Source organism: Streptomyces sp. NPDC085932 (assembly GCF_044540525.1).
Taxonomy (GTDB): domain Bacteria; phylum Actinomycetota; class Actinomycetes; order Streptomycetales; family Streptomycetaceae; genus Streptomyces; species Streptomyces levis.
This window is the reverse complement of record NZ_JBITSJ010000004.1, coordinates 37,738-64,111: the sequence shown is the minus strand read 5'-3', so window position 1 is coordinate 64,111 and position 26,374 is coordinate 37,738. Positions and strand designations below refer to the sequence as shown.

The following is a 26,374-nucleotide window of genomic DNA, read 5'->3' as shown; positions in this document are numbered from 1 at the left end:
GCTGGGGTACCGTCCGAAGAACAGTCTTTTATCAAACTCACTATGGCAGGAGGGACGGGGCGGCACCGCTCCGTGTGGATGGACGTGAAGCGATACTTCCGTGGGCCGGTCATGTGGATCGTGCTGGCCGTCCTTGCCGTGGTCGTGTTGATGCAGGTCGTCGGCTCGTCCGGCGGCTACAAGACGGTGGACACCGGCCAGGTCGTCCAGGCGATCAACCAGAACAAGGTCGAGTCGGCCAAGCTCACCACCGGTGACGAGCAGATCATCAAGGTCACGCTCAAGGGCGACGAAAAGATCGAGGGCAGCTCGAAGATCCAGGCGAGCTACATCGGCGACCAGGGTGTGGCCGTCGCCAACATGCTGCAGAACAAGTACCAGGACAAGCAGATCCCGGACGGCTACACGGTCTCGCCGTCCAAGCAGAACCCGTTCGTCGGGATCCTGCTCTCGCTGCTTCCCTTCGTGCTGATCGTGGTCGTGTTCCTGTTCCTGATGAACCAGATGCAGGGCGGCGGCTCCCGGGTCATGAACTTCGGGAAGTCCAAGGCCAAGCTCATCACCAAGGACACCCCCAAGACGACGTTCGCCGACGTCGCCGGATCGGACGAGGCCGTCGAGGAGCTCCACGAGATCAAGGAGTTCCTCCAGGAGCCGGCCAAGTTCCAGGCCGTCGGCGCCAAGATCCCCAAGGGCGTGCTGCTCTACGGCCCGCCCGGAACCGGCAAGACCCTGCTCGCGCGTGCCGTGGCCGGCGAGGCGGGCGTGCCGTTCTACTCGATCTCCGGTTCCGACTTCGTCGAGATGTTCGTCGGTGTCGGTGCCTCCCGGGTCCGTGACCTGTTCGAGCAGGCCAAGGCGAACGCCCCGGCGATCGTCTTCGTCGACGAGATCGACGCGGTCGGCCGTCACCGCGGCGCCGGCCTCGGCGGTGGTCACGACGAGCGCGAGCAGACGCTGAACCAGCTGCTCGTCGAGATGGACGGCTTCGACGTCAAGGGCGGCGTGATCCTCATCGCCGCGACGAACCGGCCCGACATCCTCGACCCGGCCCTCCTGCGCCCCGGCCGCTTCGACCGGCAGATCGCCGTCGACCGCCCGGACATGCAGGGCCGTCTGGAGATCCTCAAGGTCCACCAGAAGGGCAAGCCGGTCGCCCCGGACGTCGACCTGTCGGCCGTCGCCCGCCGTACGCCCGGCATGACCGGTGCCGATCTCGCCAACGTGCTGAACGAGGCCGCCCTGCTGACGGCCCGCAGCGACCAGAAGCTGATCGACAACCACATGCTGGACGAGGCGATCGACCGTGTGGTCGCGGGCCCGCAGAAGCGGACCCGGATCATGTCGGACAAGGAGAAGAAGATCACCGCGTACCACGAGGGCGGCCACGCCCTGGTCGCGGCGGCCTCGCCGAACTCCGACCCGGTCCACAAGATCACGATCCTCTCGCGCGGCCGTGCCCTCGGTTACACGATGGTCCTGCCGGACGAGGACAAGTACTCGACCACGCGCAACGAGATGCTCGACCAGCTCGCCTACATGCTGGGCGGCCGTGCGGCCGAGGAGCTCGTCTTCCACGACCCGACCACCGGTGCCGCGAACGACATCGAGAAGGCCACGGGTCTGGCCCGCGCGATGGTCACGCAGTACGGCATGACCGAGCGTCTCGGCGCGATCAAGTTCGGCGGGGACAACACCGAGCCGTTCCTGGGACGTGAGATGTCTCACCAGCGGGACTACTCGGAAGAGGTCGCCGCGCTGGTCGACGAAGAGGTCAAGAAGCTCATCGAGACCGCGCACAACGAGGCCTGGGAGATCCTGGTCGAGAACCGCGACGTCCTCGACAACCTCGTGCTGCAGCTGCTGGAGAAGGAGACGCTGGGCAAGGAGGAGATCGCCGAGATCTTCGCTCCCATCGTCAAGCGCCCGCCCAGGCCCGCCTGGACCGGCTCCTCCCGCCGCACGCCGTCCACCCGCCCGCCGGTCCTCTCCCCCAAGGAGCTGGCCCTGACGAACGGGGCGAACGGCGCGACGCCGGCCATCAGCACCGCCAAGAGCACCGCGGCGGAGCCGGCCCCGGCGCCCGAGCGCACCCCGGAGGACCGCCCCGAGAGCTGACCGAGCTCTCCCGACGGTCCCACCCGGCCCGGAATGGATGCCGCGCCCCCCAGGTTTTAGCCTGGGGGGCGCGGCTTTCCGCCATTTACGCAGGCCGCCCCGTGATGGACACAGGAACGAGGCACCAGATGACCGACCCCGTGACGCTGGACGGCGAGGGCCAGATCGGCGAGTTCGACGAGAAGCGCGCCGAGAACGCCGTACGCGAACTGCTGATCGCGGTCGGCGAGGACCCGGACCGCGAGGGCCTGAGGGAGACACCGGCGCGGGTGGCGCGGGCGTACCGGGAGATATTCGCGGGGCTGTGGCAGAAGCCCGAGGACGTGCTGACGACGACCTTCGATCTCGGGCACGACGAGATGGTCCTGGTGAAGGACATCGAGGTGCTGAGCTCCTGCGAACACCACCTCGTGCCGTTCGTCGGGGTGGCGCACGTCGGGTACATCCCGTCCGTCGAGGGCAAGATCACCGGCTTGTCGAAGCTCGCCCGGCTCGTGGACGTCTATGCCCGGCGCCCGCAGGTGCAGGAACGACTCACCACGCAGATCGCCGACTCCCTGATGGAGATCCTGGAGCCGCGCGGCGTGATCGTCGTGGTCGAGTGCGAGCACATGTGCATGTCGATGCGCGGAGTGCGGAAGGTGGGCGCGAAGACGATCACCTCGGCGGTGCGGGGGCAGCTGCGCGACCCGGCGACGCGCAATGAGGCGATGAGCCTCATCATGGCGCGCTGACCCACCCGCGTCACACCGAGGGCGCCGCCCCCGTGCCGTCGTGCTCGTCGTCCTCCGGGAGCTTGCAGACGCGCTCCAGGAAGATCGCCGCCGCTATGACGCCGATGCCCGCGAGGACCGAGAAGCCGGCGTAGATGGCCTGGTCGCGGCGGGCGGGGATGTCCAGGGACTCCAGCAGGAAGACGCCGGTCCCCCCGTACATGCCGGAGACGAGGGCGGCGACCAGGGCGCTGGCGTGTCCGAAGACGACCGCGCGGGCCGCCATCATGGGGTCGACGCCCTTGGCGTCGGGCCGCCGCTCGCGCTGGGCCTTCAGCCGGGAGCGCAGCGAGAGCGCCGTGGCCAGCAGGACCACGGCGATCAGGGCCAGCACGACGGGGGCGGCCAGGGGGACGCTGGGCAGCGTGCCGATCGAGTTCCACAGGCGGGCGCCCGCCCAGGACAGGACCCCGGCCACGACGAAGACGCCGACCAGCAACCTGATGCGCAGCTCTTTCACGGTGTCCCTTCGGTTCCCCCGGCTCCGGCCCCGTTCGCGGCCGTCTTGACCTTAACGGCTACTCGGGCAGCCGGAGTTCCAGGTCGGCGCGGGGCGCGACACCTTCCCGGGTGACGGCGTCCAGCAGTGCGGCGACCGGGCCGCGGCCGGGGAGCTGCGCCTCCGGATCCAGGTCGTGCCAGGGGGCCAGGACGAAGGCGCGCTCGTGGGCACGGGGGTGGGGGAGGGTGAGCCGCGGGTCGTCGGAGACGACGTCGGCGTAGGACACGATGTCGACGTCGAGGGTGCGCGGGCCCCAGCGCTCGTCGCGGACGCGGTGGAAGGCCTCCTCGACCGCGTGCGCGCGCTCCAGGAGCGAGGAGGGCGGGAGGGTGGTCTTGAGGACCACGACCGCGTTGAAGTAGGAGGGCTGGCTGCCGGGGTCCACACCCCAGGGCTCGGTTTCGTAGACGGGGGAGACGGCCTTGACGCGGACGCCGGGCGTGTCCTCCAGGGCGTCGACGGCTCCCTGGAGCGTCTCCAGGCGGTTGCCGAGGTTGGAGCCGAGGGCGACGACGGCGCGTTTCGGGTTGGACAGGGTCGTGTCGGCGGCGTCGACCTTGTCGACGACGGAGGCGGGTACCGGCTGTACGGTCGGGTCGCTGGGACCCTTGAGGAAGGGCGCGGTCATACTCGGCTCCGGGTGATGGTGACGGTCACGTCGTCGAAGGGGACCGTGATCGGGGCGTCCGGCTTGTGGACGCAGACCTCGACCTGCTGAACCGCTTCGTGCTTCAGACACACCTGGGCGATGCGCTCGGCGAGTGTCTCGACGAGGTCGACGGGGTCGCCCTGGACGGCGGCCACGACCTCCTCCGCCACGATGCCGTAGTGCACGGTCTTCGCCAGGTCGTCGTCGGCGGCGGCCGGCCGGGTGTCCAGGCCGAGGACGAGGTCCACGATGAAGGTCTGGCCCTCCTCGCGTTCCCTCGGGAACACACCGTGGTACCCACGGGCCTTCAGGCCGCGCAGCGCGACACGATCCACGCGAATCACTCCTGCAATCGTCGGTCACGGCCGGTCCGTGCCGCGTGCGGGCGGCACACCGGCCTCGCTCGAATCTACCTGCGAGCCCGGGCGGGGCCGGGCCGCGGGGGTGGGGCACGGCCGGGGCCCGGCAGGACCCATCCAGCGTTTCCCCTGGGGAATCCGGCGGCTCACGGGTTGATAGCCGCCCATACCCGTGGCTCGGTGATCCCAACCACTACCGGGCGACTACCCACTCATGCGGGTGTGTCGTCCTGTTCGTCGTCGTCCGTTTCGGCGAGGACGGGGGAAGCGTGGTGCGACCAGATCTTCCACCCCTGGGGCGTGCGCCGGAACACGTTGGTGGCGACCACGAGCTGCCCGACGAGCGGGCCGAGCTCCTCGTCCTCGCCCTGCGGGGCGGGGCCGCCGCTGAGGATGTTCTCCGTGCAGGTCACCAGGGCGGTGTCGCCGGTGACGGAGACGTGCACGTCGGTGAGGAAGAACTGGATGTAGTCGGTGTTGGCCATGATCAGGGCGTACGAGCGCAGGACCTCGCCGCGGCCGGTGAGCACGGGCCAGCCGGGGTGCACGCAGGAGACCACGCCGGTGTCGGCCGGGTCGTGGTAGGTCTCGTCGACGCCCAGGTCGGCGGGGGTGAGCCAGAGCGACGCGAGTTCCTCGAAGTCGCCCTGTTCCAGTGCCTCGTAGAAGGCGGTGTTGGCGGCCTCGACCTGCTCGACGTCGGTGTGCGGGGCGCTCACCGGGTTCCTTCCGCGCCGGTGCGCGCCCCTTCGAGGGCACGGGCGACCCGTACGGCGTCCGCCGTGGCGCGTACCTCGTGCACGCGGACGGCCCACGCGCCGGCGTGTGCCGCGAGGGCGGAGACGGCGGCCGTGGCCGCGTCGCGCTCGCGGGCCGGCGGGGGCGGGGCGTCGGGTCCGGCGAGGACCCGGCCGAGGAACCGTTTGCGGGAGGCGGCGACGAGGAGGGGGTGGCCGAGGCGCAGGACCCGGTCGAGGCCCGCGAGGAGCGCCAGGTCGTGCTCGGCGTCCTTGGAGAAGCCGAGGCCGGGGTCGACGACGACGCGGTCGGGGGCGATGCCGCCGGCGAGGACGGCCTCCACGCGCGCGTGCAGCTCGTCGACGACCTCGGAGACGACGTCGGCGTAGACGCCCCTGACGTTGCCGCCCTGGAGGAAGCCGCGCCAGTGCATGACGACGAAGGGCGCCCCGGCGTCGGCGACGGCGGGGATCATGCGCGGGTCGGCGAGGCCGCCGCTGACGTCGTTGACGAGGACGGCGCCGGCCGCCAGGGCCCGCTCGGCGACGGAGGCGCGCATGGTGTCGACGGAGACGGCGACGCCTTCGGAGGCCAGGCCGCGCACGACCGGGATCACCCGGCGCAGTTCCTCGGCCTCGTCCACCCGGGTGGCGCCGGGGCGGGTGGACTCGCCGCCGACATCGACCAGGTCGGCGCCCTCGGTGACGAGGCCGAGGCCGTGCTTGACGGCGGCCGTGGTGTCGAAGAAGCGGCCGCCGTCGGAGAAGGAGTCGGGCGTGACGTTCACGACTCCCATGACCGCGCAGCGGTCCCATTCCGGTAGGCCCGCCACGCGCCCGCGTCCGCTCTGGTTGCTCATATGTTCAGCGTAGGCCCCGGCAGGGGCCGTCAGCCGCCGCGGCCCGGGCGACGGGCCCGGGTGGGCGTCCGGGTCAGGCCGCTCGCACGCCGTGTTCGGTCGCCGTGCGGTGGGCGCAGGGGCGGGGGCCCGTCGTGCGGCGGCCGCGCAGGAAGCGGGGCAGCGGCAGGGCCAGGTTGACGAAACCTTCCGCCTGCATGGCGGCGAAGCCGATGCGGGGCAGGTCGGCGGAGGCGCGGTAGACCACGAAGCGGGGCTCCCAGCGCGGCTGGAACTTGGCGTTGAACTTGTACAGCGACTCGATCTGGAACCAGCGGGAGAGGAAGACCAGCAGGCCGCGCCAGGCGCGCAGGACCGGCCCCGCGCCGATCTTCTCGCCGCGGGCCAGGGCCGAGCGGAACATCGCGAAGTTGAGGGAGACGCGCGCGATGCCGAACTTCGGGGCGGCCTGGAGGGCGGCCACGATGAGCAGTTCGTTCATGCCGGGGTCGGCGGAGCGGTCGCGGCGCATCAGGTCGAGGGAGGCGCCGTCCATGCCCCAGGGCACGAAGTGCAGGACGGCCTTGAGATCCCCGTGGGGGCCGGGGTGGTCGTCCCGCTTGTGCGCGGTGGCGATGAGGCAGTCGCCGTCGGAGGGGTCGCCGATCCGGCCGAGGGCCATGGAGAAGCCGCGCTCGGTGTCGGTGCCGCGCCAGTCGTCGGCGGCGCGCCGGATGCGTTCCAGCTCCGCCTCGCCGAGGTCACGGACACGTCGGACCCGGGTCTCGTAACCGGCGCGCTCGATGCGCTTGACCATCTGGCGCACGTTGCGCATCGCGCGGCCGGCGAGGGAGAAATCCTGGACGTCCACCACCGCCTCGTCGCCCAGTTCGAGGGCGTCGAGCCCGGTCTCGCGGGTCCACACCTCGCCGCCGGTCTCGGAGCAGCCCATGACGGCGGGGGTCCAGGAGTGGGCTCTCGCCTCGTCCATGAACCGTTCGATGGCGCCGGGCCAGGCCTCGACGTCGCCGATGGGGTCGCCGCTGGCGAGCATCACGCCGGAGACCACGCGGTAGGTGACGGCCGCCTTGCCGCTGGGGGAGAAGACCACGGCCTTGTCGCGGCGCAGGGCGAAGTGGCCGAGGGAGTCGCGGCCGCCGTGCTTGTCCAGCAGGGCGCGCAGCCGCGCCTCGTCCTGCTCGGTGAGCTGCGCGGCCGGGTGCTCGGGGCGGAAGGCCAGGTAGACGGTGGTGACGGCGGTGAGCAGGCCGAGGGCGCCGAGCGAGAAGGCGACGGTCCAGGAGGTGCTGCCCCGGTAGTCGACCGGCCCCTCGAAGCCGAAGAGGCCGTAGACGACGTGGGTGAGGCGGTCGGCCAGGCTCGGGTCGCCGAGCATGCGGTCGCCGTGGACGCTGACGACGACCAGGCCCAGCAGCAGCGAACCGGCGCTCATCAGCACGAAGTTGGCCAGTGCCCGCCAGCGGCTGCGCGGGTCGGGCAGGGCGTCGAACTGGTCGCGGTGGCGCAGCAGGGGCGCCAGCAGGGCCAGGGAGACGAGGACGCCGACGACCGAGTGGCGGTAGGTGAACTGCGCGACGGCACCGGCCGGGAGCAGGGCGACGGCGGCCCGCCAGGCCCGGCGCTTGCCGCGCTTGAGGCCGTGGGCGAGCAGCAGCAACAGCACGCCCGTGCTCAGCGACAGGGCGGCCGCGAAGGGCCCGAGGGCACCGGGCAGCACCTCGGCGATGGCGTGCATCCGGCTGTGCCGGAAGCGGGGGAAGACACCCGCGGCGATGTCCAGTGCACCCACCAGGGCGCAGGCTCTGCCGACGAGGAGCGGCACGGCCTCGGGGCGTGGCCCGCGCAGCAGCCGGCCCACCCGGCCCGTGCGCGCCGTGGTGCCGCGGCGGCTCGGAACCCCGCCCGACATTTCCTCATCTGTCCTGACAGACATCGCATCCCGTAGTTCTGCGAGAGACCTTGGATCCGGTGCCGATTCGGGCATCCGGCGACATTGCGCCCTCTAGGACGGTGTCTCGGGGGGAGAGGTTCACTCCCCACGTCAAAGCCGTTTCAAAGGCGGAGGAAAGCCCGGGACAACCCCTCGCGAAGGTGTGCGCGCGGGGTCCCGGGCGGAGAGCGCGGACAGGTAACCGATCCATGGGTCTCACGAGTGACAAGACGCTGGCACTGGCGGTGCTCTGCGCCGTGCTGCTGTTCACCGGCACGGTCTGGCTGTGGCCGCGGCTGGCCCGGCGCGGCCCGCGGGCGGTGGCCGGGCGGATCGGCCTGCTGCTGGGCACGCAGGTGGCGCTGTTCGCCGCGGTGGGCCTGGCCGCCAACCAGGCCTTCGGGTTCTACGCGAGCTGGGCGGACCTGTTCGGGCAGGAGAAGGACCAGGGTGTGGTCGTCGACCACACGCCGGGCCGGGGCCCTCTGGAGGTGGTCGGCTCGCGGCGGGTACCGGGGGCGGGCGGGGTGCGGCCGGCTTCCGGCGGCCGGATCCAGGAGGTGGAACTCGTGGGCCGGACGACCCGGATCGCCACGCCCGCCTACGTGTATCTGCCGCCGGAGTACTTCCAACCCCGGTACCGCACCCACCGGTTCCCCGCCGCGGTCGTGCTGACCGGTTACCCGGGCACGGCGTCCGCGCTGGTGGAGAAACTGCACTATCCGCGCACCGCGCTGGAACTGGCCCGGGCCGGCCGGATGCGGCCGATGATCCTCGTCATGCTGCGGCCGACGGTGGCACCGCCCCGGGACACGGAGTGCGTCGACATACCCGGCGGCCCGCAGACCGAGTCGTTCTTTGCGAAGGATCTGCCCGACGCCTTGCGCGCCCACTACCGGGTGTCGGAAAAGCCGGGTGGTCTCGGCATCGTCGGCAACTCCACGGGCGGGTACTGCGCGTTGAAGATCGCGATGCACCATCCCGGTGTGTACGCCGCCGGGGCGGGTCTGTCCGCGTACTACAAGGCGCCGATCGACGCCACGACGGGCGATCTCTTCCAGGGCGACAAGGGCCTGCGCCGGCGGGCCGATCTGTGGTGGTACCTCGCGCACATGCCCGCTCCCGACACGTCCCTGCTGGTCACCAGCAGCGAAAAGGGCGAGAGCAACTACCGGGACACGCTGGAGTTCATCGAGCGGGTGAAGGAGACCGGGCGGACCCGGATCTCCTCGGTCGTGCTGGAAAGCGGCGGGCACAACTTCAACACCTGGCGGCGTGAGATTCCGGCGACGCTGGAGTGGATGAGCGAGCGGCTGACAGAGGGCCCGGCACGCCGGTCGGGAGGCGCCGATAATGATCTTGGCAATTGAATGAACGGAGTCTTCCGTTTCTTCCCGGGTTCTGATGCGGCGTGACCCTCTTGGTATGGCTTTGTTTTTGCGGGGTGGCTCACCACGATTCGCCTACGCGCGGTAAGTTTCTGGCCATGCCACGTGGACGTCATCGCCATTCCCCGCCCCTGCACAGGCTGCTGCCCCCGTCGGCGATCGCTGGCGTCTCCCTCGTCTGCGCCCTGGGGCCCTGGGTGTTCACGGAGCCGGCGGTGCTCCGTGGACTGGCCGCGGCCGCCGCGGCGACGGCGGTCATCGGCGCGGTCGTGCTGCGCCGTTGGGACACCCAGGCGGGCAAGCGCGTCGCCGACCTCACGCGCGCGCGGGCGAGCGACGAGTGGCGCTTCGAGGAGCGCGTCGCCGAACTCGAAGCCGACCTGGAGGAGTCCCGCGAGCTGCGCGCCAAGCTGGAGCAGCGGCTGCGCGCCAAGCGCACGGAACTGGCGGGGCTGCGCAACGAACACGCCGCGCTGCTGCGCCGGTACGCCACGTCGGAGACCGAGCGGGCGAGCGTCCTGGAGGAGCGCCGGGTCCTGGAGATCGAGGCGACGGCTCCGGTGCGGGCGGCGCTGCCGGCGGGGGCCACGGACGCGGCCGTGACGGACGCGACGGACGCCGCTCCGGCGGAGCCGGAGGCGAAGGCCGCCGGCCTCTCCGTCGACGCGGAGCCCGCGCTGCCGGCGGTGTTCTCGCCGGAGGGCTCCCGGCTGTTCCTGCGGGCCGCCGCCGCGCTCGCCCGGTTCGACGGCGAGCGGGTCCCGGACCCGGACGGCGGCGGGGACGGTGACGGTGACGGCGTACCGAACGGTGACGACGCCGCCGAGCCCATGCAGGAGGCCCAGGAGGCCCAGGAGGCCCAGGAGACCGAGGACGCCGCGGAGCCCGCGCGGGAGACCAGGGCGGAGCAGGCCGGGCAGCCGGAGCAGCCGGAGCCGTCCCGGGAGGGCGAGCCGCAGGGGCGGTCCGAGACGGCCGACGGGCACGAGCACGGGAGCGCCGCCACGGCCGGGCGGACGAGCGACGCCGAGCGGACGGCCGACGCCGAGCGGCTTCCCGCGCCCGCCCGGGCCGGGCAGGGGGTGTCCGGCCACTACACGGTGCCGACCGCCGTGGCCGTCGCGCCGCAGCAGCCGGTGCGGCGCCCGCGGACCGAGGGCGGGTTCGACTTCTTCGGCACCAAGAAGGGCACCTCGCCGGCGGCGCTGGAGGCCGTGCAGAACGAGGACCTCGCCGATGTCGTCGGCCAGGAGGCGCTCGCCCTGCACAAGGCCGAGACCGAGGCCCGCTACAAGCCGGCCGACGAGGAGTCGCGCGGCATCGGCCAGGTCATCGACCTGACGGCGCACGACGAGACGGAACAGATCGACCTGCAGGGCCTGCGCAGCGCGGTGTCCTGACCGCGCTGTGAGGCCTGCGCGGACGAACGAGGGCTAAGGCCCCCGGCCCATGGCCGGGGGCCTTAGCCGTCACCGCTGCCGCGACGGGGATCAGGTCATCCAGCGGTCCGGGCGGGCGTCGCGGCGGCCGGTGCGGGAGCGTTCCGCCTGGGCGGCCAGCAGATCGCGGGCCTCGGCGGCGTCGCGCAGCCGGGCCGTCACCGTCTTGTCGGCGCCGGTGTCCACCGACACGCCGGCCAGGCCCCGGGCCCGTTCCCACGGCCCCTGTGTCATCCGTACGCTCTGCACCTTGGCGTGCGGGACCAGGGCCAGAGTGCGCCGCAGCAGCCCCGAACGAGCCGCGAACACCGCGTCCGTGACGGCCAGTCCGTAGCCCCGCCACCACACCGGCACGCACCAGCGGGCGCGGCGCGGCGACGGCGTCAGGGCCGTGTGCTCCGGCACGGTCACCCCGGGCAGCACGCGCGCGACGACCTCCTCGGCGATCGCGCGCGGGGCGACCGGCAGCAGCACGGAGTTGGACGAGCCGGCGACGTCCAGTTCCACGCGCACCCAGCCGCGCCGCCGCCACAGCAGTGGCTCCACGATCCGCACGGTCTGCACGCGCCCCGGCGGCACCGTCTCGTGGGCCCGGTCCAGCAGGCCGTGGTCGATGCGCAGGCCGTCGGGCGACTCGCCGACGGTCCAGTCGTACTCGGTGACGAACCGGCCCACGCTGCTCGCGCCCGCCGCGCCCAGCAGCGGCAGGGCGACCGCGAGGACCGTCCACAGGCTGTGGGTGGCCAGCCACAGCACCGGCGGCACGACGAGCGCCGCGGCCAGCGACCCCCAGGTCGCGCCGGTCAGCACCAGGGACATCGCGAGCACGCCCGGCGGCACCCGCAGCAGCTGCCGCGCGGGCGCCTCACCGACCTCGTGTGCGGTCTCGGGGGCGAAACCCGCCGCCCGGGCGAGGAGTTCGGCCCGCCGGGCCCGGGCCTCGTCGGCGCCCAGGAAGGCCAGTTCGTCCTTCTTGTCGGTGCCTATGACGTCGAGCCGGAGCTTGGCGACGCCCGCGACCCGGGCGAGCAGCGGCTGGGTGACGTCGACGGCCTGGATCCGCTCCAGGCGGATGTGGGCGGTGCGCCGGAAGACCAGGCCGGTGCGGATGCGCAGTTCGGTGCCGGTCACCGCGAAGTGCGTGAACCACCAGGAGCAGAAGCCGTAGAGCGCGGCGGCCGGGACGATCACCGCGAGGCCGATGAGCAGGGTCGTCGTGGTCAGCCGGGTCAGGTGGCGCTGCGCGCCGTCGGGGTCGTGCACGGCCCAGCCGATGACGACGGCGACCGGGGCCCAGGCCCGCCGCAGCGGGGTGACGGGGTGCAACCGCCGTTCGATCACGTCGCCCGGGGCCCGGGCGGGCCCGTCGGGCACCGTGGGGCCGGCCGCCTCCGCGGGCCGGTCCGGCTGGGCGGCCCGGCCGGTCACCGTGGCGTCGGCCGGCGCCGCGAGCCCGACAGGTCGCTCCGGCCCGATGGCCCGGTCGGTCAGCATGGCCTCGGTGGCCTCGGTGGCCTCGGTGGCCTCGGTGGCCTCGGTGGTCTCGGTGGTCTCGGTGGTCTCGGTGGTCTCGGTGGCTTCGGAGGGCTCGACGGGTCCGTTCGGTCCGGCGGCCCGGTCGGTCGTCACAGCCCCGCCGATCGGGCCTCGCCGAGCTCGGTGAGCCGGTCGCGCAGCCGTTCCGCCTCGGCCGGGTCCAGGCCCGGGATGGTCGCGTCGGTCGCCGCGGCGGCCGTGTGCAACTGCACGCTGGCCAGCCCGAAGTGCCGCTCGACGGGCCCGGAGGTCACCTCCACGAGCTGCATCCGCCCGTACGGCACGACGGTCTCCTCGCGCCACAGCACGCCCCGGCTGATCAGCAGGTCGTCGGCCCGCTCGGCGTACCGCCAGGAACGCCAGTTGCGCTCGATCATCACCCAGCCCCAGACCGCCGGCGCCGGCGGCATGAGCGCGAACAGCGCCCAGGCGGGCCCGGCCAGCAGTCCCGGCACGAGCCCGGCGGCCAGGGTGACCAGCCCGATCCAGAAGACGAGCAGCAGCCGCCGCATCCGCAGCAGACCGGGCGGCAGCGCGATCCACGCGGGCTCGGCCGCCCCCTCCGGTCCGGTCGCCGCGCCTGCCCCCGTCGCCCCCGCCTCGTGCGGGCTCCCCGTCTCCATGAGGTCAGGGTACGTAGGGGAGACTGTGTGCATGACTCCTACGACGGAGACCATGGTCGGAATCGGCGGCGCCGCGGAGAGCACCGACATGGTGCTCAACATCGGGCCCCAGCACCCGTCCACGCACGGCGTGCTGCGTCTGAAGCTCGTCCTGGACGGCGAGCGGATCACGCACGCGGAACCGGTGATCGGCTACATGCACCGCGGCGCGGAGAAGCTGTTCGAGGCGCGCGACTACCGCCAGATCATCATGCTCGCCAACCGCCACGACTGGCTGTCGGCGTTCTCCAACGAACTGGGCGTGGTCCTCGCCGTGGAGCGGATGCTCGGCATGGAGGTGCCCGAGCGCGCGGTGTGGCTGCGCACGCTGCTCGCCGAGCTGAACCGGGTGCTCAACCACCTGATGTTCCTCGGCTCCTACCCGCTGGAACTCGGCGGGATCACTCCGATCTTCTACGCCTTCCGGGAGCGCGAGGAGCTCCAGCACGTCATGGAGGAGCTCTCCGGCGGGCGGATGCACTACATGTTCAACCGCGTCGGCGGGCTCAAGGAGGACCTGCCGGCCGGCTGGACCGGACGCGCGCGGACCGCCGTCGCCGACGTCCGCTCCCGCATGGACCGCTTCGACGACCTGGTGCTGGGCAACGAGATCTTCCGCGGCCGCACCCGGGGCGTCGGCGTCCTCAGCCCGCAGGCCGTCCACGCCTACGGCGTCAGCGGACCGATCGGCCGCGCCTCGGGCGTCGACTTCGACCTGCGCCGCGACGAGCCGTACCTCGCCTACGGCGAACTGCGGGACACCCTGAAGGTCGTGACCCGGTCCGAGGGCGACTGCCTGGCCCGCTTCGAATGCCTGCTGGAGCAGACCCACAACGCGCTCGACCTGGCCGACGCCTGCCTGGACCGCCTGGCCGAGCTGCCCCCCGGGCCGGTCAACCAGCGCCTGCCCAAGGTCCTCAAGGCACCCGAGGGGCACACGTACGCGTGGACCGAGAACCCCCTCGGGATCAACGGCTACTACCTGGTCAGCAAGGGCGAGAAGACGCCGTACCGGCTCAAGCTGCGCTCCGCCTCGTACAACAACATCCAGGCGCTGACGGAGCTGCTGCCGGGGACGCTGGTGGCGGACATGGTGGCGATCCTGGGGTCGATGTTCTTCGTGGTCGGGGACATCGACAAGTAGGGACGGGCCGGGCGAGGCAGGGGCTCACGTCCGGAACGGGTCGGGGACGCCGACCGGCTGCACCAGCCAGCCGAAGTCGCCGAGGCCGCCCGCCGCGGTGAGTTCGGCGGCCTCCCCGGCGCCCGCGAGGGCGCGCACGTAGGCGGCGGGGTCGGTGGAGGCCAGCGCGAGCGGGGGGCGTGCGCCGGTGACGCCGAGAGCGTGCAGTGCCTCGCGCTGCGGGAGCACCCGCCCGCCGGGCAGCGCGCAGGCGTCCAGGGCGACGTGGGCCGTGATGTCGCGGGTGCCGTCCGGTACGGGCGGGATCTCGCGGCCCTCCCGGAAGCCGGTGAGTGTCCCGTACGGCGGCCGTGTCCCCGCCGTGTGGGCGTAGTCCACGGCGACGGCGAGTCCCCGGCCGACGGTCGCGACCGCCCCGGCCCAGGCCTCGTCCCGGGGCAGCCCGATCTCGGCCCGCAGCCCCTCCTCGGCGGGCAACGGCCACCACCGCTCCAGCCAGCGAGCCTCAGCCCCGCCGACCGGTTCACCAAGCCGCTCGGTCCCGTCCTCACGGACCAGGACCCGCCGGGCCCGGCCCGCCGCGTCCACCTCGGCGACGTCCACCGGCACGTTGTCCAGCCACTCGTTGGCGAACAGCAGCCCCGTCGTCCCGGGCGGGGGCGCGGACCGCCACTCGATCCGGTGATCGAGACCCGGGGGCCGCCCGGCGATCTCGACGGCGTACGCGCGCGTGCGGCCCGCCACCTCGGCGGGGAGCGCGGCGAGCACCCCGGCGGCCAGCTCGCCCCGCCCGGCGGCCATGTCGACGAAGTCCAGCACGGCGGGCCGGCCCAGGGCCTCGTCGACCCGGCACAGCAGCCGTGCCACGGCCCCCGCGAACAGCGCAGAGGCGTGCACGGAGGTGCGGAAGTGCGCCCCCGGCCCCTCGGCCCGGCGGTAGAACCCGCGCGGCCCGTACAGCGCCTCCTGCGCCGCGGCCCGCCACCCACGCCACTCGTCTCTCGCACCCGCCGTCACCGGGCCAGGCTATGCGCACACAACGCACGCAACTCCACCTTGCGGAGTACGCGCGCCGGACGCGGATCGGCCCTCCGGTTGACCCCTGCACCTATCCGCTTCCCTACGCTGGGTTACGTGCAGCGCCTCTATGACTTCCTCCGCAGGCACCCGACGTGGGTCGACGCCGCCTGGGCCGTCGTCCTCCTCGGGATCTCGCTGGTGGGCGGAGTGGCGGGCGGCTACGGCTCCCCGGCCGCCGCCGTGCCGATCACGCTGATGCTGTGCCTGGTCGTCGCGCTGCGCCGCCGGCTGCCCGAGCAGATGCTGCTGCTCGCGGCGGTGGCCGGCGTGGCCCAGCTGATCACCGACGTGGAGATCGGCCCGGCCGACTTCGCGATGCTGGTGATCGTCTACACGGTCGCGGCCGAGGGCGCCCGCTGGGCCTCCCGCTTCGCGCTGGGCGCCGGTCTGTGCGCCGCGCCCGTGGCCCACCTGCGCTGGCCCAGCGACCAGACGGGCCTCGCGGGCAACATCGCGCTGACCGTCTTCATGACCGTGCCCTTCGCCCTCGCCTGGGTGCTGGGCGACTCCATCCGCACCCGCCGCGCCTACTTCGCACAGCTGGAGGAGCGGGCGGCCCGCCTGGAGCGGGAGCGCGAGGCGCAGTCCAAGGTGGCCGTCGCCGCCGAACGCGCCCGCATCGCCCGCGAGTTGCACGACGTCGTTGCCCACAACGTCTCGGTGATGGTGGTGCAGGCCGACGGCGCCGCCTACGTCCTGGACGCCGCGCCCGACCAGGCGAAGAAGGCCCTGGAGACCATCTCCTCCACCGGCCGCCAGGCCCTCGCCGAGATGCGCCGCCTGCTCGGCGTGCTGCGCACCGGGGAGCACCAGGAGGCCGGCGAGTACGTGCCGCAGCCCGACGTGCAGCAGATCGAGGACCTCGTCGAGCAGTGCCGCGGGTCCGGGCTGCCCGTCGACTTCAAGGTGGAGGGCACCCCGCGCCCGCTGCCCAGCGGCGTGGAGCTCACCGCCTACCGCATCGTGCAGGAGGCGCTGACCAACACCCGCAAGCACGGCGGGCCCAACGCGGGCGCCAGCGTGCGCCTGGTCTACTTCGACGACGGCCTCGGCCTGCTCGTCGAGGACGACGGCAAGGGCGCCCCGCACGAGCTGTACGAGGAGGGCGGGTTCGACGGACAGGGCCACGGTTTGATCGGCATGCGGGAGCGGGTCGGTATGGTCGGCGGCACCCTGGACGCGGGCCCGCGCCCGGGCGGAGGATTCCGCATCAGCGCCCTGCTGCCGCTCAAACCGGCGCACTGACGTCGACACGCGCCCTGCTGACACCTGTCACAGCCCCTGTCACCGCCCCGGCTCTCCCCGCCCGCCACAACCACCGCCACAGATCCCGCCACAGACATCTCCACAGAACGGAAGAGACCCCGATGACGATCCGCGTGATGCTCGTCGACGACCAGGTGCTGCTGCGCACCGGGTTCCGGATGGTGCTCGCCGCCCAGCCGGACATGGAGGTCGTGGCGGAGGCGGGCGACGGCGTGGAGGCCATCCAGGCGCTGCGGACGACCGAGGTGGACGTCGTGCTCATGGACGTCCGCATGCCCAAACTCGACGGCGTCGAGGCGACCCGGCGGATCTGCGCCGACACCGACCCGCCGAAGGTGCTCATCCTGACCACCTTCGACCTCGACGAGTACGCCTTCTCCGGGCTGAAGGCCGGTGCCTCCGGCTTCATGCTCAAGGACGTGCCGCCCGGTGAGCTGCTCGCCGCCATCCGGGCCGTGCACAGCGGGGACGCGGTCGTCGCGCCGTCCACCACCCGGCGGCTGCTGGACCGCTTCGCGCCGATGCTGCCGGGCACCAAGCCGCCCCAGCACAAGGAGCTGGAGCGGCTCACCGACCGCGAGCGCGAGGTCATGGTGCTGGTCGCGCAGGGACTGTCCAACGGCGAGATCGCCGCCCGGCTCGTGCTGTCGGAGGCCACCGTGAAGACCCACGTGGGCCGCATCCTGACCAAGCTGGGGCTGCGGGACCGGGTGCAGGTCGTGGTGCTGGCCTACGAGACCGGGCTGGTGCGGGCCGGCGGGCACGGCTGACCCGGGCGGCCGCCCGGGCCGGGTCCGCTACCGGAGGATGCCCTCCAGGAACTCGCTGCCCAGCCGGGCCACCACCGTCACGTCCAGCTGGTGCAGGACGTAGCGCCCCCGGCGGCGGGTGGTGACCAGGCCCGCCTTCTTCAGCACGGCCAGGTGCCGGGAGATCTCCGGGGCCGTCATGCCGTGCACCTGAGCCAGCTCGCCGGTGCTGTAGGCGCTGCGGGCCAGGTACCGGCACAGGCGCATGCGCACCGGGTGGGAGAGCGCGGTCATGCGCAGGGCCAGCTGCTCCAGCGTGGGCGGGGCGGCGAGCTCGGGGGAGCCGACCGGGTAGTGCAGCACGGGCTGCCAGCCGTGGCGGTGCAGGACCATCAGGTGCGGCCAGCCGAGGCTCGTCGGGACGAGCAGCAGACCGCCGTCACCGGTGGCCGTGCGGCCGTCGCCGAGCTTGTCGACCGAGATCACGGCGGCCGGCTCGTCCAGCGTCACCGCCGGGGACACCGCGGCCAGCGCTCCGGCCAGGCCCTTGCGGCGCAGCAGGTCCGTCTTGTGCCGGGTGTCCGCCGCGAGCTGGTGGCGCAGGCGGGACCAGGCCTCGGCGAAGAACGCCTCGTCGCAGTCCTGGAGGAACTGCCGCAGCCACTGCCGGATCCGGGGCGGATCGGCCAGCAGCCGCTCGCTGAACCGCAGCTGCCGTGGCCCGCGCGCGGCGGCCAGCTCCAGGGCGCGGCGGCGCACCTCCGGGTCGGTCAGCGCGGTGGGCGCGCACTCGCCGTACCCGGTGGCGCAGGTGAACTCCAGCGCGGCGTCGACGAACTGCTCGTCGGACAGCTTGTCGAGCAGGTCGAGCTCCTCGGCGAGCGCGGCGCCCGGCAGCGCGGTGCGGTCCGGCAGGCCCGCGCACGGCAGGAACAGGTCGGAGAACGTCGTGCGCCACAGGAAGTCCGCCTCGCACATCCGGTCGGCCAGGTGCGGGTCGAGCCGGGCCGTCACGCCCGTCACCCAGCCCTGCAGTCCCGGATGGTGCGCCGGCTCGGACAGCGCGTGCAGGGCCATGCCCAGCTCGGCCAGGGGGGAGGGGACGACGGCGACCCTCTCCTGCCGCAGCCCCGTGATGTCGATCCGCACGCTCATGACCTCATGGTGCACCCCGCCACCGACAACGCCCCCGCCGATTGACGGGGGTCGTCAATCGGCGCGACGCCACGCGGGGCGGAGGCGCACGGTGGGACGACCGGGGCCTTCCGCGGAGCCTTCGGCCCACCCACTCCCGCTCCCGTCCCGCAGAGGAGATCCGTCATGAGCATCACGCAGCAGTACCTCCTCGACACCCACCGCGCCCGGTCCCTCGGTGCGGCCGCGCCGCCCGCGCCGGGCACCCACGACTGGCGGCTGCTGCGGGCGTGGCGCGAGGAACGGCGGTTCCGGGCCGTCCTGGCGGGCCGCCCGGTCCGCCACGGGCTCCGCGCGGCCCTGGTCCGGTGGCGGCGGCGCCCTACCTGACCCGATCCGGAAGCCGGGCCACGAACTCCCCGACCGCGGCCTTCACGTCCTCGGCGGACCACTCCAGCGCGGCGGCCCGCACATGCACCTCCGTGACCGCCAGGTCCGGACCGCGCCGGTCCCAGGCACCGCCGAACAGGACGACGCCCGTCTCCTCGGCCGCCCGGACCGCCGCCTCGCCGAGCACGTCCGGGTCGTACGGCAGCCAGACCTGGAAGTCGTGGGTGTGCGGCACCGGCGGGTACACGCGCGCCCACGGCGTCCCGGCCGCCGCGAACCCCTCGCGCAGGGCGGCGGCCACCACGCGCGCGTGCGCCACGTACTCCGGCAGCCGGGGCAGCTCCCGCTCCAGACCGAGCAGCGCCGACAGGGCGGTGGGGAACTGCTGGAAGACCAGGCCGCCGTACCGGTGCCGCCAGGCCTTGGCCTCGGCGACGAGCTCCGCTGGACCGGCGAGGGCGGCGCCGCCGAACGCCTCCAGGGACTTGTAGAACGACACGTAGACGCTGTCGGCCAGGCCGGCGATCTCCTCCAGGGGGCGGCCGAAGTGCACGGTGGACTCCCACAGCCGGGCCCCGTCGAAGTGCACCACCGCGTCCCGCTCCCGGGCGGCCGCGACGACCTCGGTGAGCTCCTCCCAGGCCGGCAGCGCGAAACCGGCGTCCCGGAGCGGCAGTTCCAGCATCAGCGCACCGAACGGCTCCTCGAAGTCACGCACCTCCGCGGCGGTCGGCTGCCGCGGCTCGCTCGTCACGCGCACCGGGCGCAGGCCGCCGACCTCGCTGAACGCGTTCCGCTCGTGCACCTCGGGATGGCCGAGGGCGTGCAGGGCGACGGTCGGGTTGCCGGTGCGGCCCGCCCAGCAGCGCAGCGCCACCTGCTGGGCCATCGTGCCGGTCGGGAAGAACGCGGCGGCCTCGGTGCCGAGCAGCGCGGCGACCTTCGTCTCCAGCGCCTCGACGACGCCGTCGCCGTACACGTCGGACAGCGTGTCCAGGTCGTACACGTCCGCCGCCCCGTCCAGCCGGGCCAGGCGCTCGCGGAGCGTCTGGTGGAAGCCGAAGCGCGCCATCACCCGCCGCGCGCCGCGGTGCGCGGCCAGCCGCCGCTCACGCAGCTGTGCCTTCCGGTCCTCGTCGGGGACCCGCTCGTCCTGTGCCGCCGTGTCAGTCATGCCCCGGATCCTCCCCCGCGCGCGTGCGGCCCGGCACCCGCATTTCCGTACGCCCGGGCCGTCCGCAGGCCCGTCGCCGCCGCGTCAACCGGAACCCACGGCCCCGTGTCCACCGGAACGCACAGCCTGTGGACAACCGAACGCCCCCGGAACCGATCGCGTTAACATGACGAGAAATCGTCCGGTACCCGGAGCGGACTGGAACGGGAAGGCCGCCGTCGAGTGAACACAACCCCACAGCCAGACCCCAGGGACCGCCCCGCGCGGCTCACCGTCGGCGTCGTCGGCGCCGGCCGCGTGGGACCCGCGCTGGCCGCCTCCCTCCAGCTCGCCGGGCACCGCCCGGTCGCCGTGTCGGCGGTCTCCGACGCCTCCCGGCGCCGGGCCGCGCAGCTGCTGCCCGACGTGCCGGTGCTGCCGCCCGAGGACGTGCTGAAGCGGGCCGACCTGGTGCTGCTGACCGTCCCGGACGACGCCCTGCCCAAGCTGGTCGCCGGCCTCGCCGACACCGGCTCCGTGCGCCCGGGGCAGCTGCTCGTCCACACCTCCGGCCGGTACGGCGTGGGCGTGCTGGACCCCGCCCTGCGCGCGGGCGCGCTGCCGCTGGCCCTGCACCCGGCGATGACCTTCACCGGCACGCCCGTGGACGTCCAGCGCCTGGCCGGCTGCTCCTTCGGCGTCACCGCGCCCGAGGAACTGCGCCTGGCCGCCGAGGCCCTGGTCATCGAGATGGGCGGCGAGCCGGAGTGGATCGCCGAGGAGAACCGGCCGCTCTACCACGCGGCCCTCGCCCTGGGCGCCAACCACCTGGTCACGCTGGTCGCCCAGTCGATGGAGCTGCTGAGCGCGGCCGGGGTCGCCGCCCCCGACCGGATGCTCGGCCCGCTGCTCGGGGCGGCCCTGGACAACGCCCTGCGCTCCGGCGACGCGGCCCTGACCGGCCCGGTCGCGCGCGGGGACGCGGGCACGGTCGCCGCGCACGTCACCCAGCTGCGCCGGCACGCCCCGCAGACCGTCGCCGGATACCTGGCCATGGCCCGCGCCACCGCCGACCGCGCCCTGGCGCACGGCCTGCTGAAGCCGGAGCTCGCCGAGGACCTCCTCGGGGTACTCGCCGACGGGACCGACGGGACCCGAGGCACCGAAGGGGACGCCCGATGACCACCACCCTGCTGCGCACCGCCGCCGATCTGCACGCACGCGCGCGTACGGGCCGCCGCGCCGTGGTGATGACCATGGGCGCCCTGCACGAGGGCCACGCCACGCTCATCCGCACCGCCCGCGGCATCGCAGGACCCGAGGGCGAGGTCGTCGTCACCGTCTTCGTCAACCCGCTGCAGTTCGGCGCGGGCGAGGACCTCGACCGCTACCCGCGCACCCTGGACGCCGACGTCGGTCTCGCCGGCCGGTCGGGCGCCGACGTCGTGTTCGCGCCCGCCGTGGACGAGGTCTACCCGGGCGGCGAGCCCCAGGTCCGGGTCAGCGCGGGCCCCATGGGGGAGCGCCTGGAGGGCTCCTCCCGCCCGGGGCACTTCGACGGCATGCTCACGGTCGTCGCCAAGCTGCTGCACCTCACCCGCCCGGACGTCGCCCTGTACGGCCAGAAGGACGCCCAGCAGCTCGCGCTGATCCGCCGCATGGTGCGGGATCTGAACTTCGGCGTGGAGATCGTCGGCGTGCCCACCGTCCGCGAGGAGGACGGCCTGGCCCTGTCCAGCCGCAACCGCTACCTCTCGGCCGCCGAGCGGCGCACCGCCCTCGCCCTGTCCCGGGCGCTGTTCGCGGGCCAGGACCGGCACGCCGCGCAGGAGGCGCTGCGCGCCCGGGCCCGCGAGGTGCCCGCCACGCGCGCGCGTGCCGAGGCCCTCAGCGCCCTCGGCGAGTCCCGCGCGGCGGCCGACGCGCACGCCGTGGCGACGGCCGTCCCGGGCGGCCCGGCCGCCGTCCGCGCGGCCGCCCGCCAGGTCCTCGACGAGGCGGCCCGCCTCCAGCCGCCGCTCAGGCTGGACTACCTCGCCCTGGTCGACCCGTCCGACTTCACCGAGATCGGCGACGACTTCACCGGCGAGGCGGTCCTGGCCGTCGCCGCCCGGGTCGGGGCGACCCGGCTGATCGACAACATCCCCCTCACCTTCGGAACCCTCGGAGCCGCCTCGTGACCTCCACAGGCATACGACTGCACGCGCCCGCCCCCGGGTGGTCCATCGCCGCGGACGTGGTCGTCGTCGGCTCCGGCGTCGCCGGGCTGACGGCCGCCCTGCGCTGCGAGGCCGCCGGACTGAGCACCGTGGTCGTCACCAAGGCCCGGCTGGACGACGGCTCCACCCGCTGGGCGCAGGGCGGCATCGCCGCGGCCCTGGGCGAGGGCGACACCCCCGGGCAGCACCTCGACGACACCCTGGTCGCCGGTGCCGGCCTGTGCGACGAGGAGGCGGTGCGCCTGCTCGTCACCGAGGGGCCCGACGCCGTGCGCCGGCTGATCGAGACCGGCGCCCGGTTCGACGAGTCCTCCGAGGGCGGTCTGGAACTGACCCGCGAGGGCGGCCACCACCGCCGCCGTATCGCCCACGCCGGCGGTGACGCCACCGGCGCCGAGATCTCCCGCGCCCTGGTCGAGGCGGTCCGCGCGCGCGGCATGCGCACCGTCGAGAACGCCCTCGTGCTGGACCTGCTCACGGACGCCGAGGGCCGCACGGCCGGCGTCACGCTGCACGTGATGGGGGAGGGCCAGCACGACGGCGTCGGCGCCGTCCACGCCCCCGCGGTGGTCCTGGCCACCGGCGGCATGGGCCAGGTCTTCTCCGCCACGACCAACCCGTCGGTGTCGACCGGCGACGGCGTGGCGCTGGCCCTGCGCGCGGGCGCCGAGGTCAGCGACCTGGAGTTCGTCCAGTTCCACCCGACCGTGCTGTTCCTCGGCCCGGACGCCGAGGGCCAGCAGCCCCTGGTCTCCGAGGCGGTGCGCGGCGAGGGCGCCCACCTGGTCGACGCCGACGGCGTGCGCTTCATGGTCGGCCAGCACGAACTGGCCGAACTGGCCCCACGGGACATCGTCGCCAAGGGCATCACGCGCCGCATGCAGGAGCAGGACGCCGAGCACATGTACCTCGACGCCCGCCACTTCGGCGCCGAGATGTGGGAGCACCGCTTCCCGACGATCCTGGCCGCCTGCCGCGCCCACGGCATCGACCCGGTCACCCAGCCCGTCCCGGTCGCCCCGGCCGCCCACTACGCCTCCGGCGGCGTCCGCACCGACGCACACGGCCGTACGACCGTGCCGGGGCTGTACGCGTGCGGCGAGGTCGCCTGCACCGGCGTGCACGGAGCCAACCGCCTGGCCTCCAACTCGCTGCTCGAAGGACTCGTCTACGCCGAGCGCATCGCGGCCGACATCGCGGCGACCGGCCTGCACGCGCGCGTGCCGCAGCCGCTGCCGTACCCCGAGATCCCCGAGCACCCCCTGCAGAGCGCCGAGGCCCGCTTCACCATCCAGCGGATCATGACCGGCGGGGCGGGCGTCCTGCGCTCGGCGGAGTCGCTCACCAAGGCCGCCGACCGGCTCCAGCGGCTGCACACGGACGCCCGGGAGGCCCTCGCCGAGCACGGCAAGACGGCCGAGCCCGGCGTCGACACCTGGGAGGCGACCAACCTGCTGTGCGTGGCCCGCGTCCTGGTCGCCGCCGCCCGGCTGCGCGAGGAGACCCGGGGCTGCCACTGGCGCGAGGACCACCCCGAGCGCGACGACACGGCCTGGCGCCGCCACATCGTCGTACGCCTGAACCCCGACCGGAGCCTGGCCGTGCACACCACGGACACGACACACTTCCCCGCGACCTTCCCGCCCCCCGCCCTCCAGGAGCAGTGACCGACGTGACCTCCCCCGACCTTCCCCTCGCCTCCTCCGGCGGCTGCGGCGACGGCTGCGCCTGCGGCGCGGACGACGAGGTGTACCTGGAGTGCGGCCTCGACCCCGCGCTCGCCCAGCTCCTGGCCGACGCCGGCCTCGACCCCGTCGAGGTCGAGGACATCGCCAACGTGGCCGTCCAGGAGGACCTGGCCCACGGCGTGGACGTGACCACGGTCGCGACGATCCCCGAGGACGCGGTCGCCACGGCCGACTTCACCGCCCGCGAGGCGGGCGTCGTGGCCGGCCTGCGCGTCGCCGAGGCCGTCCTCTCGGTCGTCTGCGAAGAGGAACTGGAGATCGAGCGCCACGCCGAGGACGGCGACCGCGTCGAGGCGGGCCAGAAGCTGCTCTCGGTCACCACCCGCACCCGCGACCTGCTCACCGCCGAGCGCAGCGCGCTGAACATCCTGTGCCGCCTGTCGGGCATCGCGACGGCCACGCGCGCGTGGGCGGACGTCCTGGAGGGCACCAAGGCCAAGGTCCGCGACACCCGCAAGACCACCCCCGGCCTGCGCAGCCTGGAGAAGTACGCGGTCCGCTGCGGCGGCGGCGTCAACCACCGCATGTCCCTCTCGGACGCGGCCCTGGTCAAGGACAACCACGTGGTCGCCGCGGGCGGCGTCGCCCAGGCCTTCCAGGCGGTACGCGAGCGCTTCCCCGAGGTCCCCATCGAGGTCGAGGTCGACACCCTGCACCAGCTCCGCGAGGTCCTGGACGCCGGCGCCGACCTGATCCTCCTGGACAACTTCACGCCCGCCGAGTGCGCGGAGGCCGTGGCGATCGTCCAGGGCCGCGCCGCGCTGGAGGCCTCCGGCCGCCTCGGCCTCGACAACGCCAAGGCCTACGCCGACACCGGCGTCGACTACCTGGCCGTCGGAGCCCTCACCCACTCCTCGCCGATCCTGGACATCGGCCTGGACCTGCGGCCGGCGGAGTAGGGGAGCGGGTACGGGCCATGCTGCTGACGATCGACGTAGGAAACACCCACACGGTCCTGGGCCTGTTCGACGGCGAGGAGATCGTCGAACACTGGCGCATCTCCACGGACGCGCGGCGCACCGCCGACGAACTGGCGGTCCTGCTCCAGGGCCTGATGGGCATGCACCCGCTGCTCGGCGACGAACTGGGCGACGGCATCGACGGCATCGCCATCTGCGCGACCGTCCCCTCGGTCCTGCACGAGCTGCGCGAGGTGACCCGCCGCTACTACGGCGACGTGCCCGCCATCCTCGTCGAACCGGGCGTCAAGACCGGCGTCCCGATCCTCATGGACAACCCCAAGGAGGTCGGCGCGGACCGCATCATCAACGCGGTCGCGGCCGTCGAGCTCTACGGCGGCCCCGCGATCGTCGTCGACTTCGGCACGGCGACGACGTTCGACGCGGTCAGCGCGCGCGGCGAGTACGTCGGCGGCGTCATCGCGCCCGGCATCGAGATCTCCGTCGAAGCCCTGGGCGTCCGCGGCGCCCAGCTCCGCAAGATCGAGGTGGCCCGGCCGCGCAGCGTGATCGGCAAGAACACGGTCGAGGCGATGCAGTCGGGCATCATCTACGGCTTCGCCGGCCAGGTCGACGGCGTCGTCAACCGTGTGGCCCGCGAGCTGGCGGAGGACCCCGACGACGTCACCGTCATCGCGACGGGCGGCCTGGCGCCGATGGTGCTGGGCGAGTCCTCGGTCATCGACGAGCACGAGCCGTGGCTGACCCTGATCGGACTGCGGCTGGTCTACGAGCGGAACGTGTCCCGTATGTGAGCGGCGTGCTCGGCTGCGCCCGCCCCTGGCCCCGGGCCGGGGCGAGGCGGCAGCCGAGAAGCGCTGGCACCTCCGCCCACCCGAGTGGTCCCCCACGCCACACCCGTCCCCTATGTCGAAATTGTCTGATTAGCGCGTATCGTCGCCGCATGCCCACGCCCTACGGATCCCGCGGCGGCATGGCGTTCGGCGTGGAGGAGCTGCGTGTGCTCCGCCGCGCTCTCGCCCTCGCCCTCCACCCGACCCCCGCCTCGTCCGACGACGTCCAGGACTGTCTCCGTCTCGCAGAGTCGCTCGACGAGGCGATGCGGGAGGGGGCCAGGCTGCGTGCCTTCCTCGTGGCCGACCTGGGCCGGTACCGCGCCGCCCTCCCCGGCACCGCCGCCGGCTACCTCACGCTCCTCGACGAGGCGCTGGCCGCCGGCTACCGCCCCCGCCCCGACGACCTCACCGCCCTGCGCGCCCTGCGCGGCAACCCCGCCGCCGCGGCCCTGCTGGACCGCTGCACGGTCACCCTCGTCACCACGAGCGCCCCGGCGGCCCCCGGCCCGCACTCCACGGTCCCCGCCGCCCGCACCCGCCTCCTGGCCCTCCCCGGCGGAGCCGACCGGCAGCCCGAGAAGAAGCCCGCCCGCAAGCCGCCGGCCCCGAAACCCGCGCCCAAGCCCTCCCCGGCCCCGGATCCGGCGCCCGCCCCGGGCGGCCCGAAGCCCTCCCGCCCCATCCCCACCCCGGGCGAGGTCTTCCCGCGCCGCAAGCCCGCCCCGCCACCCCCGGCGAACCCCCAGCAGCTCGCCGCGGGCTGACGTGGCTACCCTGGATCC

At 73.6% G+C, this 26,374-nt stretch carries 25 protein-coding genes; 14 read left to right on the top strand and 11 right to left on the bottom strand.

The annotated features are described in order from the left end of the window. Nucleotides 1-78 precede the first annotated feature (78 nt). Complete coding sequence (gene ftsH, locus ACIGAQ_RS20555; RefSeq protein ID WP_399785871.1) at nucleotides 79-2,118, top strand: ATP-dependent zinc metalloprotease FtsH; 2,040 nt, start codon at nucleotides 79-81, stop codon at nucleotides 2,116-2,118. A gap of 128 nt (nucleotides 2,119-2,246) precedes the next feature. Then, nucleotides 2,247-2,852: a GTP cyclohydrolase I FolE gene (folE, locus tag ACIGAQ_RS20550; RefSeq protein WP_033310303.1), complete on the top strand. Its 606-nt coding sequence runs from the start codon at nucleotides 2,247-2,249 to the stop codon at nucleotides 2,850-2,852. Nucleotides 2,853-2,862: 10 nt separating this feature from the next. On the opposite strand, the gene ACIGAQ_RS20545 is transcribed toward folE, so the two are convergent. From ACIGAQ_RS20545 to ACIGAQ_RS20520, 6 genes are all read right to left on the bottom strand, one after another. Then, on the bottom strand, nucleotides 2,863-3,351 hold the full coding sequence (locus ACIGAQ_RS20545) for a DUF3180 domain-containing protein (protein ID WP_399784741.1): 489 nt from the start codon (nucleotides 3,349-3,351) through the stop codon (nucleotides 2,863-2,865). A gap of 58 nt (nucleotides 3,352-3,409) precedes the next feature. Next, on the bottom strand, nucleotides 3,410-4,021 hold the full coding sequence (gene folK / locus ACIGAQ_RS20540; RefSeq protein ID WP_311688723.1) for a 2-amino-4-hydroxy-6-hydroxymethyldihydropteridine diphosphokinase: 612 nt from the start codon (nucleotides 4,019-4,021) through the stop codon (nucleotides 3,410-3,412). Continuing rightward, nucleotides 4,018-4,377, bottom strand: coding sequence for a dihydroneopterin aldolase (folB, locus tag ACIGAQ_RS20535; RefSeq protein WP_362285012.1), 360 nt, complete (start codon nucleotides 4,375-4,377; stop codon nucleotides 4,018-4,020). Before folB ends, folK begins: the two co-directional genes overlap by 4 nt. Nucleotides 4,378-4,613: 236 nt before the next feature. Then, nucleotides 4,614-5,120 (bottom strand): nuclear transport factor 2 family protein, encoded by a 507-nt coding sequence (locus ACIGAQ_RS20530; RefSeq protein WP_362285014.1) that lies wholly within the window; start codon nucleotides 5,118-5,120, stop codon nucleotides 4,614-4,616. Next, nucleotides 5,117-5,998 (bottom strand): dihydropteroate synthase, encoded by an 882-nt coding sequence (gene folP / locus ACIGAQ_RS20525; RefSeq protein ID WP_399784737.1) that lies wholly within the window; start codon nucleotides 5,996-5,998, stop codon nucleotides 5,117-5,119. The genes ACIGAQ_RS20530 and folP overlap by 4 nt, the downstream gene beginning before the upstream one ends. 73 nt (nucleotides 5,999-6,071) lie before the next feature. After that, a complete protein-coding gene (locus ACIGAQ_RS20520) occupies nucleotides 6,072-7,907 on the bottom strand; it encodes a phosphatidylglycerol lysyltransferase domain-containing protein (protein WP_399784734.1) in 1,836 nt (611 codons plus the stop codon). Between the two features lie 230 nt (nucleotides 7,908-8,137). Between ACIGAQ_RS20520 and ACIGAQ_RS20515 the strand changes: the two genes are divergently transcribed. Then, nucleotides 8,138-9,298: an alpha/beta hydrolase gene (locus ACIGAQ_RS20515; protein WP_399784731.1), complete on the top strand. Its 1,161-nt coding sequence runs from the start codon at nucleotides 8,138-8,140 to the stop codon at nucleotides 9,296-9,298. A 116-nt stretch (nucleotides 9,299-9,414) separates the two neighbouring features. Next, nucleotides 9,415-10,716: a hypothetical protein gene (locus ACIGAQ_RS20510; protein WP_399784728.1), complete on the top strand. Its 1,302-nt coding sequence runs from the start codon at nucleotides 9,415-9,417 to the stop codon at nucleotides 10,714-10,716. 90 nt (nucleotides 10,717-10,806) lie between these two features. Here ACIGAQ_RS20510 and ACIGAQ_RS20505 read toward each other — a convergent pair whose 3' ends face one another. Continuing rightward, nucleotides 10,807-12,249 (bottom strand): PH domain-containing protein, encoded by a 1,443-nt coding sequence (locus ACIGAQ_RS20505; protein WP_399785868.1) that lies wholly within the window; start codon nucleotides 12,247-12,249, stop codon nucleotides 10,807-10,809. A gap of 131 nt (nucleotides 12,250-12,380) precedes the next feature. Next, the gene (locus ACIGAQ_RS20500) at nucleotides 12,381-12,914 is read right to left on the bottom strand and encodes a PH domain-containing protein (RefSeq protein WP_311688709.1); all 534 of its coding nucleotides are present in this window, start codon (nucleotides 12,912-12,914) and stop codon (nucleotides 12,381-12,383) included. Between the two features lie 31 nt (nucleotides 12,915-12,945). Between ACIGAQ_RS20500 and ACIGAQ_RS20495 the strand changes: the two genes are divergently transcribed. Next, nucleotides 12,946-14,097, top strand: coding sequence for an NADH-quinone oxidoreductase subunit D (locus tag ACIGAQ_RS20495; protein ID WP_311688707.1), 1,152 nt, complete (start codon nucleotides 12,946-12,948; stop codon nucleotides 14,095-14,097). Between the two features lie 24 nt (nucleotides 14,098-14,121). Here the strand turns inward: ACIGAQ_RS20495 and ACIGAQ_RS20490 are convergent, their stop codons facing one another. Next, nucleotides 14,122-15,114 (bottom strand): SAM-dependent methyltransferase, encoded by a 993-nt coding sequence (locus ACIGAQ_RS20490; RefSeq protein ID WP_399784724.1) that lies wholly within the window; start codon nucleotides 15,112-15,114, stop codon nucleotides 14,122-14,124. Between the two features lie 117 nt (nucleotides 15,115-15,231). Here ACIGAQ_RS20490 and ACIGAQ_RS20485 point away from each other — a divergent pair, with 117 nt between their 5' ends. Continuing rightward, the gene (locus ACIGAQ_RS20485; protein ID WP_311688703.1) at nucleotides 15,232-16,422 is read left to right on the top strand and encodes a sensor histidine kinase; all 1,191 of its coding nucleotides are present in this window, start codon (nucleotides 15,232-15,234) and stop codon (nucleotides 16,420-16,422) included. 122 nt (nucleotides 16,423-16,544) lie between these two features. Next, a complete protein-coding gene (locus tag ACIGAQ_RS20480; protein ID WP_311688701.1) occupies nucleotides 16,545-17,213 on the top strand; it encodes a response regulator transcription factor in 669 nt (222 codons plus the stop codon). A gap of 27 nt (nucleotides 17,214-17,240) precedes the next feature. Here the strand turns inward: ACIGAQ_RS20480 and ACIGAQ_RS20475 are convergent, their stop codons facing one another. Continuing rightward, nucleotides 17,241-18,347 carry a DUF5937 family protein gene (locus ACIGAQ_RS20475; protein ID WP_311688699.1) on the bottom strand — a complete coding sequence of 369 codons (1,107 nt, stop codon included), beginning with the start codon at nucleotides 18,345-18,347 and terminating at the stop codon, nucleotides 17,241-17,243. Nucleotides 18,348-18,512: 165 nt separating this feature from the next. On the opposite strand from ACIGAQ_RS20475, the gene ACIGAQ_RS20470 reads away from it, so the two are divergent. Beyond that, nucleotides 18,513-18,716: a hypothetical protein gene (locus ACIGAQ_RS20470; protein WP_311688697.1), complete on the top strand. Its 204-nt coding sequence runs from the start codon at nucleotides 18,513-18,515 to the stop codon at nucleotides 18,714-18,716. Here ACIGAQ_RS20470 and ACIGAQ_RS20465 read toward each other — a convergent pair. After that, a complete protein-coding gene (locus ACIGAQ_RS20465; protein WP_399784719.1) occupies nucleotides 18,709-19,890 on the bottom strand; it encodes a threonine aldolase family protein in 1,182 nt (393 codons plus the stop codon). The two genes, ACIGAQ_RS20470 and ACIGAQ_RS20465, sit on opposite strands and share 8 nt — an antisense overlap. 222 nt (nucleotides 19,891-20,112) lie before the next feature. On the opposite strand from ACIGAQ_RS20465, the gene ACIGAQ_RS20460 reads away from it, so the two are divergent. The 6 genes from ACIGAQ_RS20460 (at nucleotide 20,113) to ACIGAQ_RS20435 (ending at nucleotide 26,356) form a co-directional block, all read left to right on the top strand. Then, nucleotides 20,113-21,051, top strand: a complete 939-nt coding sequence (locus tag ACIGAQ_RS20460; RefSeq protein ID WP_311688693.1) for a DUF2520 domain-containing protein — start codon at nucleotides 20,113-20,115, stop codon at nucleotides 21,049-21,051. Beyond that, nucleotides 21,048-22,049 carry a pantoate--beta-alanine ligase gene (gene panC / locus ACIGAQ_RS20455; protein WP_399784716.1) on the top strand — a complete coding sequence of 334 codons (1,002 nt, stop codon included), beginning with the start codon at nucleotides 21,048-21,050 and terminating at the stop codon, nucleotides 22,047-22,049. The genes ACIGAQ_RS20460 and panC overlap by 4 nt, the downstream gene beginning before the upstream one ends. Continuing rightward, nucleotides 22,046-23,755, top strand: coding sequence for an L-aspartate oxidase (locus tag ACIGAQ_RS20450; protein WP_362285039.1), 1,710 nt, complete (start codon nucleotides 22,046-22,048; stop codon nucleotides 23,753-23,755). Before panC ends, ACIGAQ_RS20450 begins: the two co-directional genes overlap by 4 nt. Nucleotides 23,756-23,760: 5 nt before the next feature. Next, entirely contained in the window at nucleotides 23,761-24,735 is a 975-nt protein-coding gene (gene nadC / locus ACIGAQ_RS20445) for a carboxylating nicotinate-nucleotide diphosphorylase (protein ID WP_362285056.1), read from the top strand. A 17-nt stretch (nucleotides 24,736-24,752) separates the two neighbouring features. Next, the gene (locus ACIGAQ_RS20440; RefSeq protein WP_094057038.1) at nucleotides 24,753-25,550 is read left to right on the top strand and encodes a type III pantothenate kinase; all 798 of its coding nucleotides are present in this window, start codon (nucleotides 24,753-24,755) and stop codon (nucleotides 25,548-25,550) included. Between the two features lie 179 nt (nucleotides 25,551-25,729). After that, nucleotides 25,730-26,356, top strand: coding sequence for a hypothetical protein (locus ACIGAQ_RS20435; protein WP_399785865.1), 627 nt, complete (start codon nucleotides 25,730-25,732; stop codon nucleotides 26,354-26,356). Nucleotides 26,357-26,374: the final 18 nt, after the last annotated feature.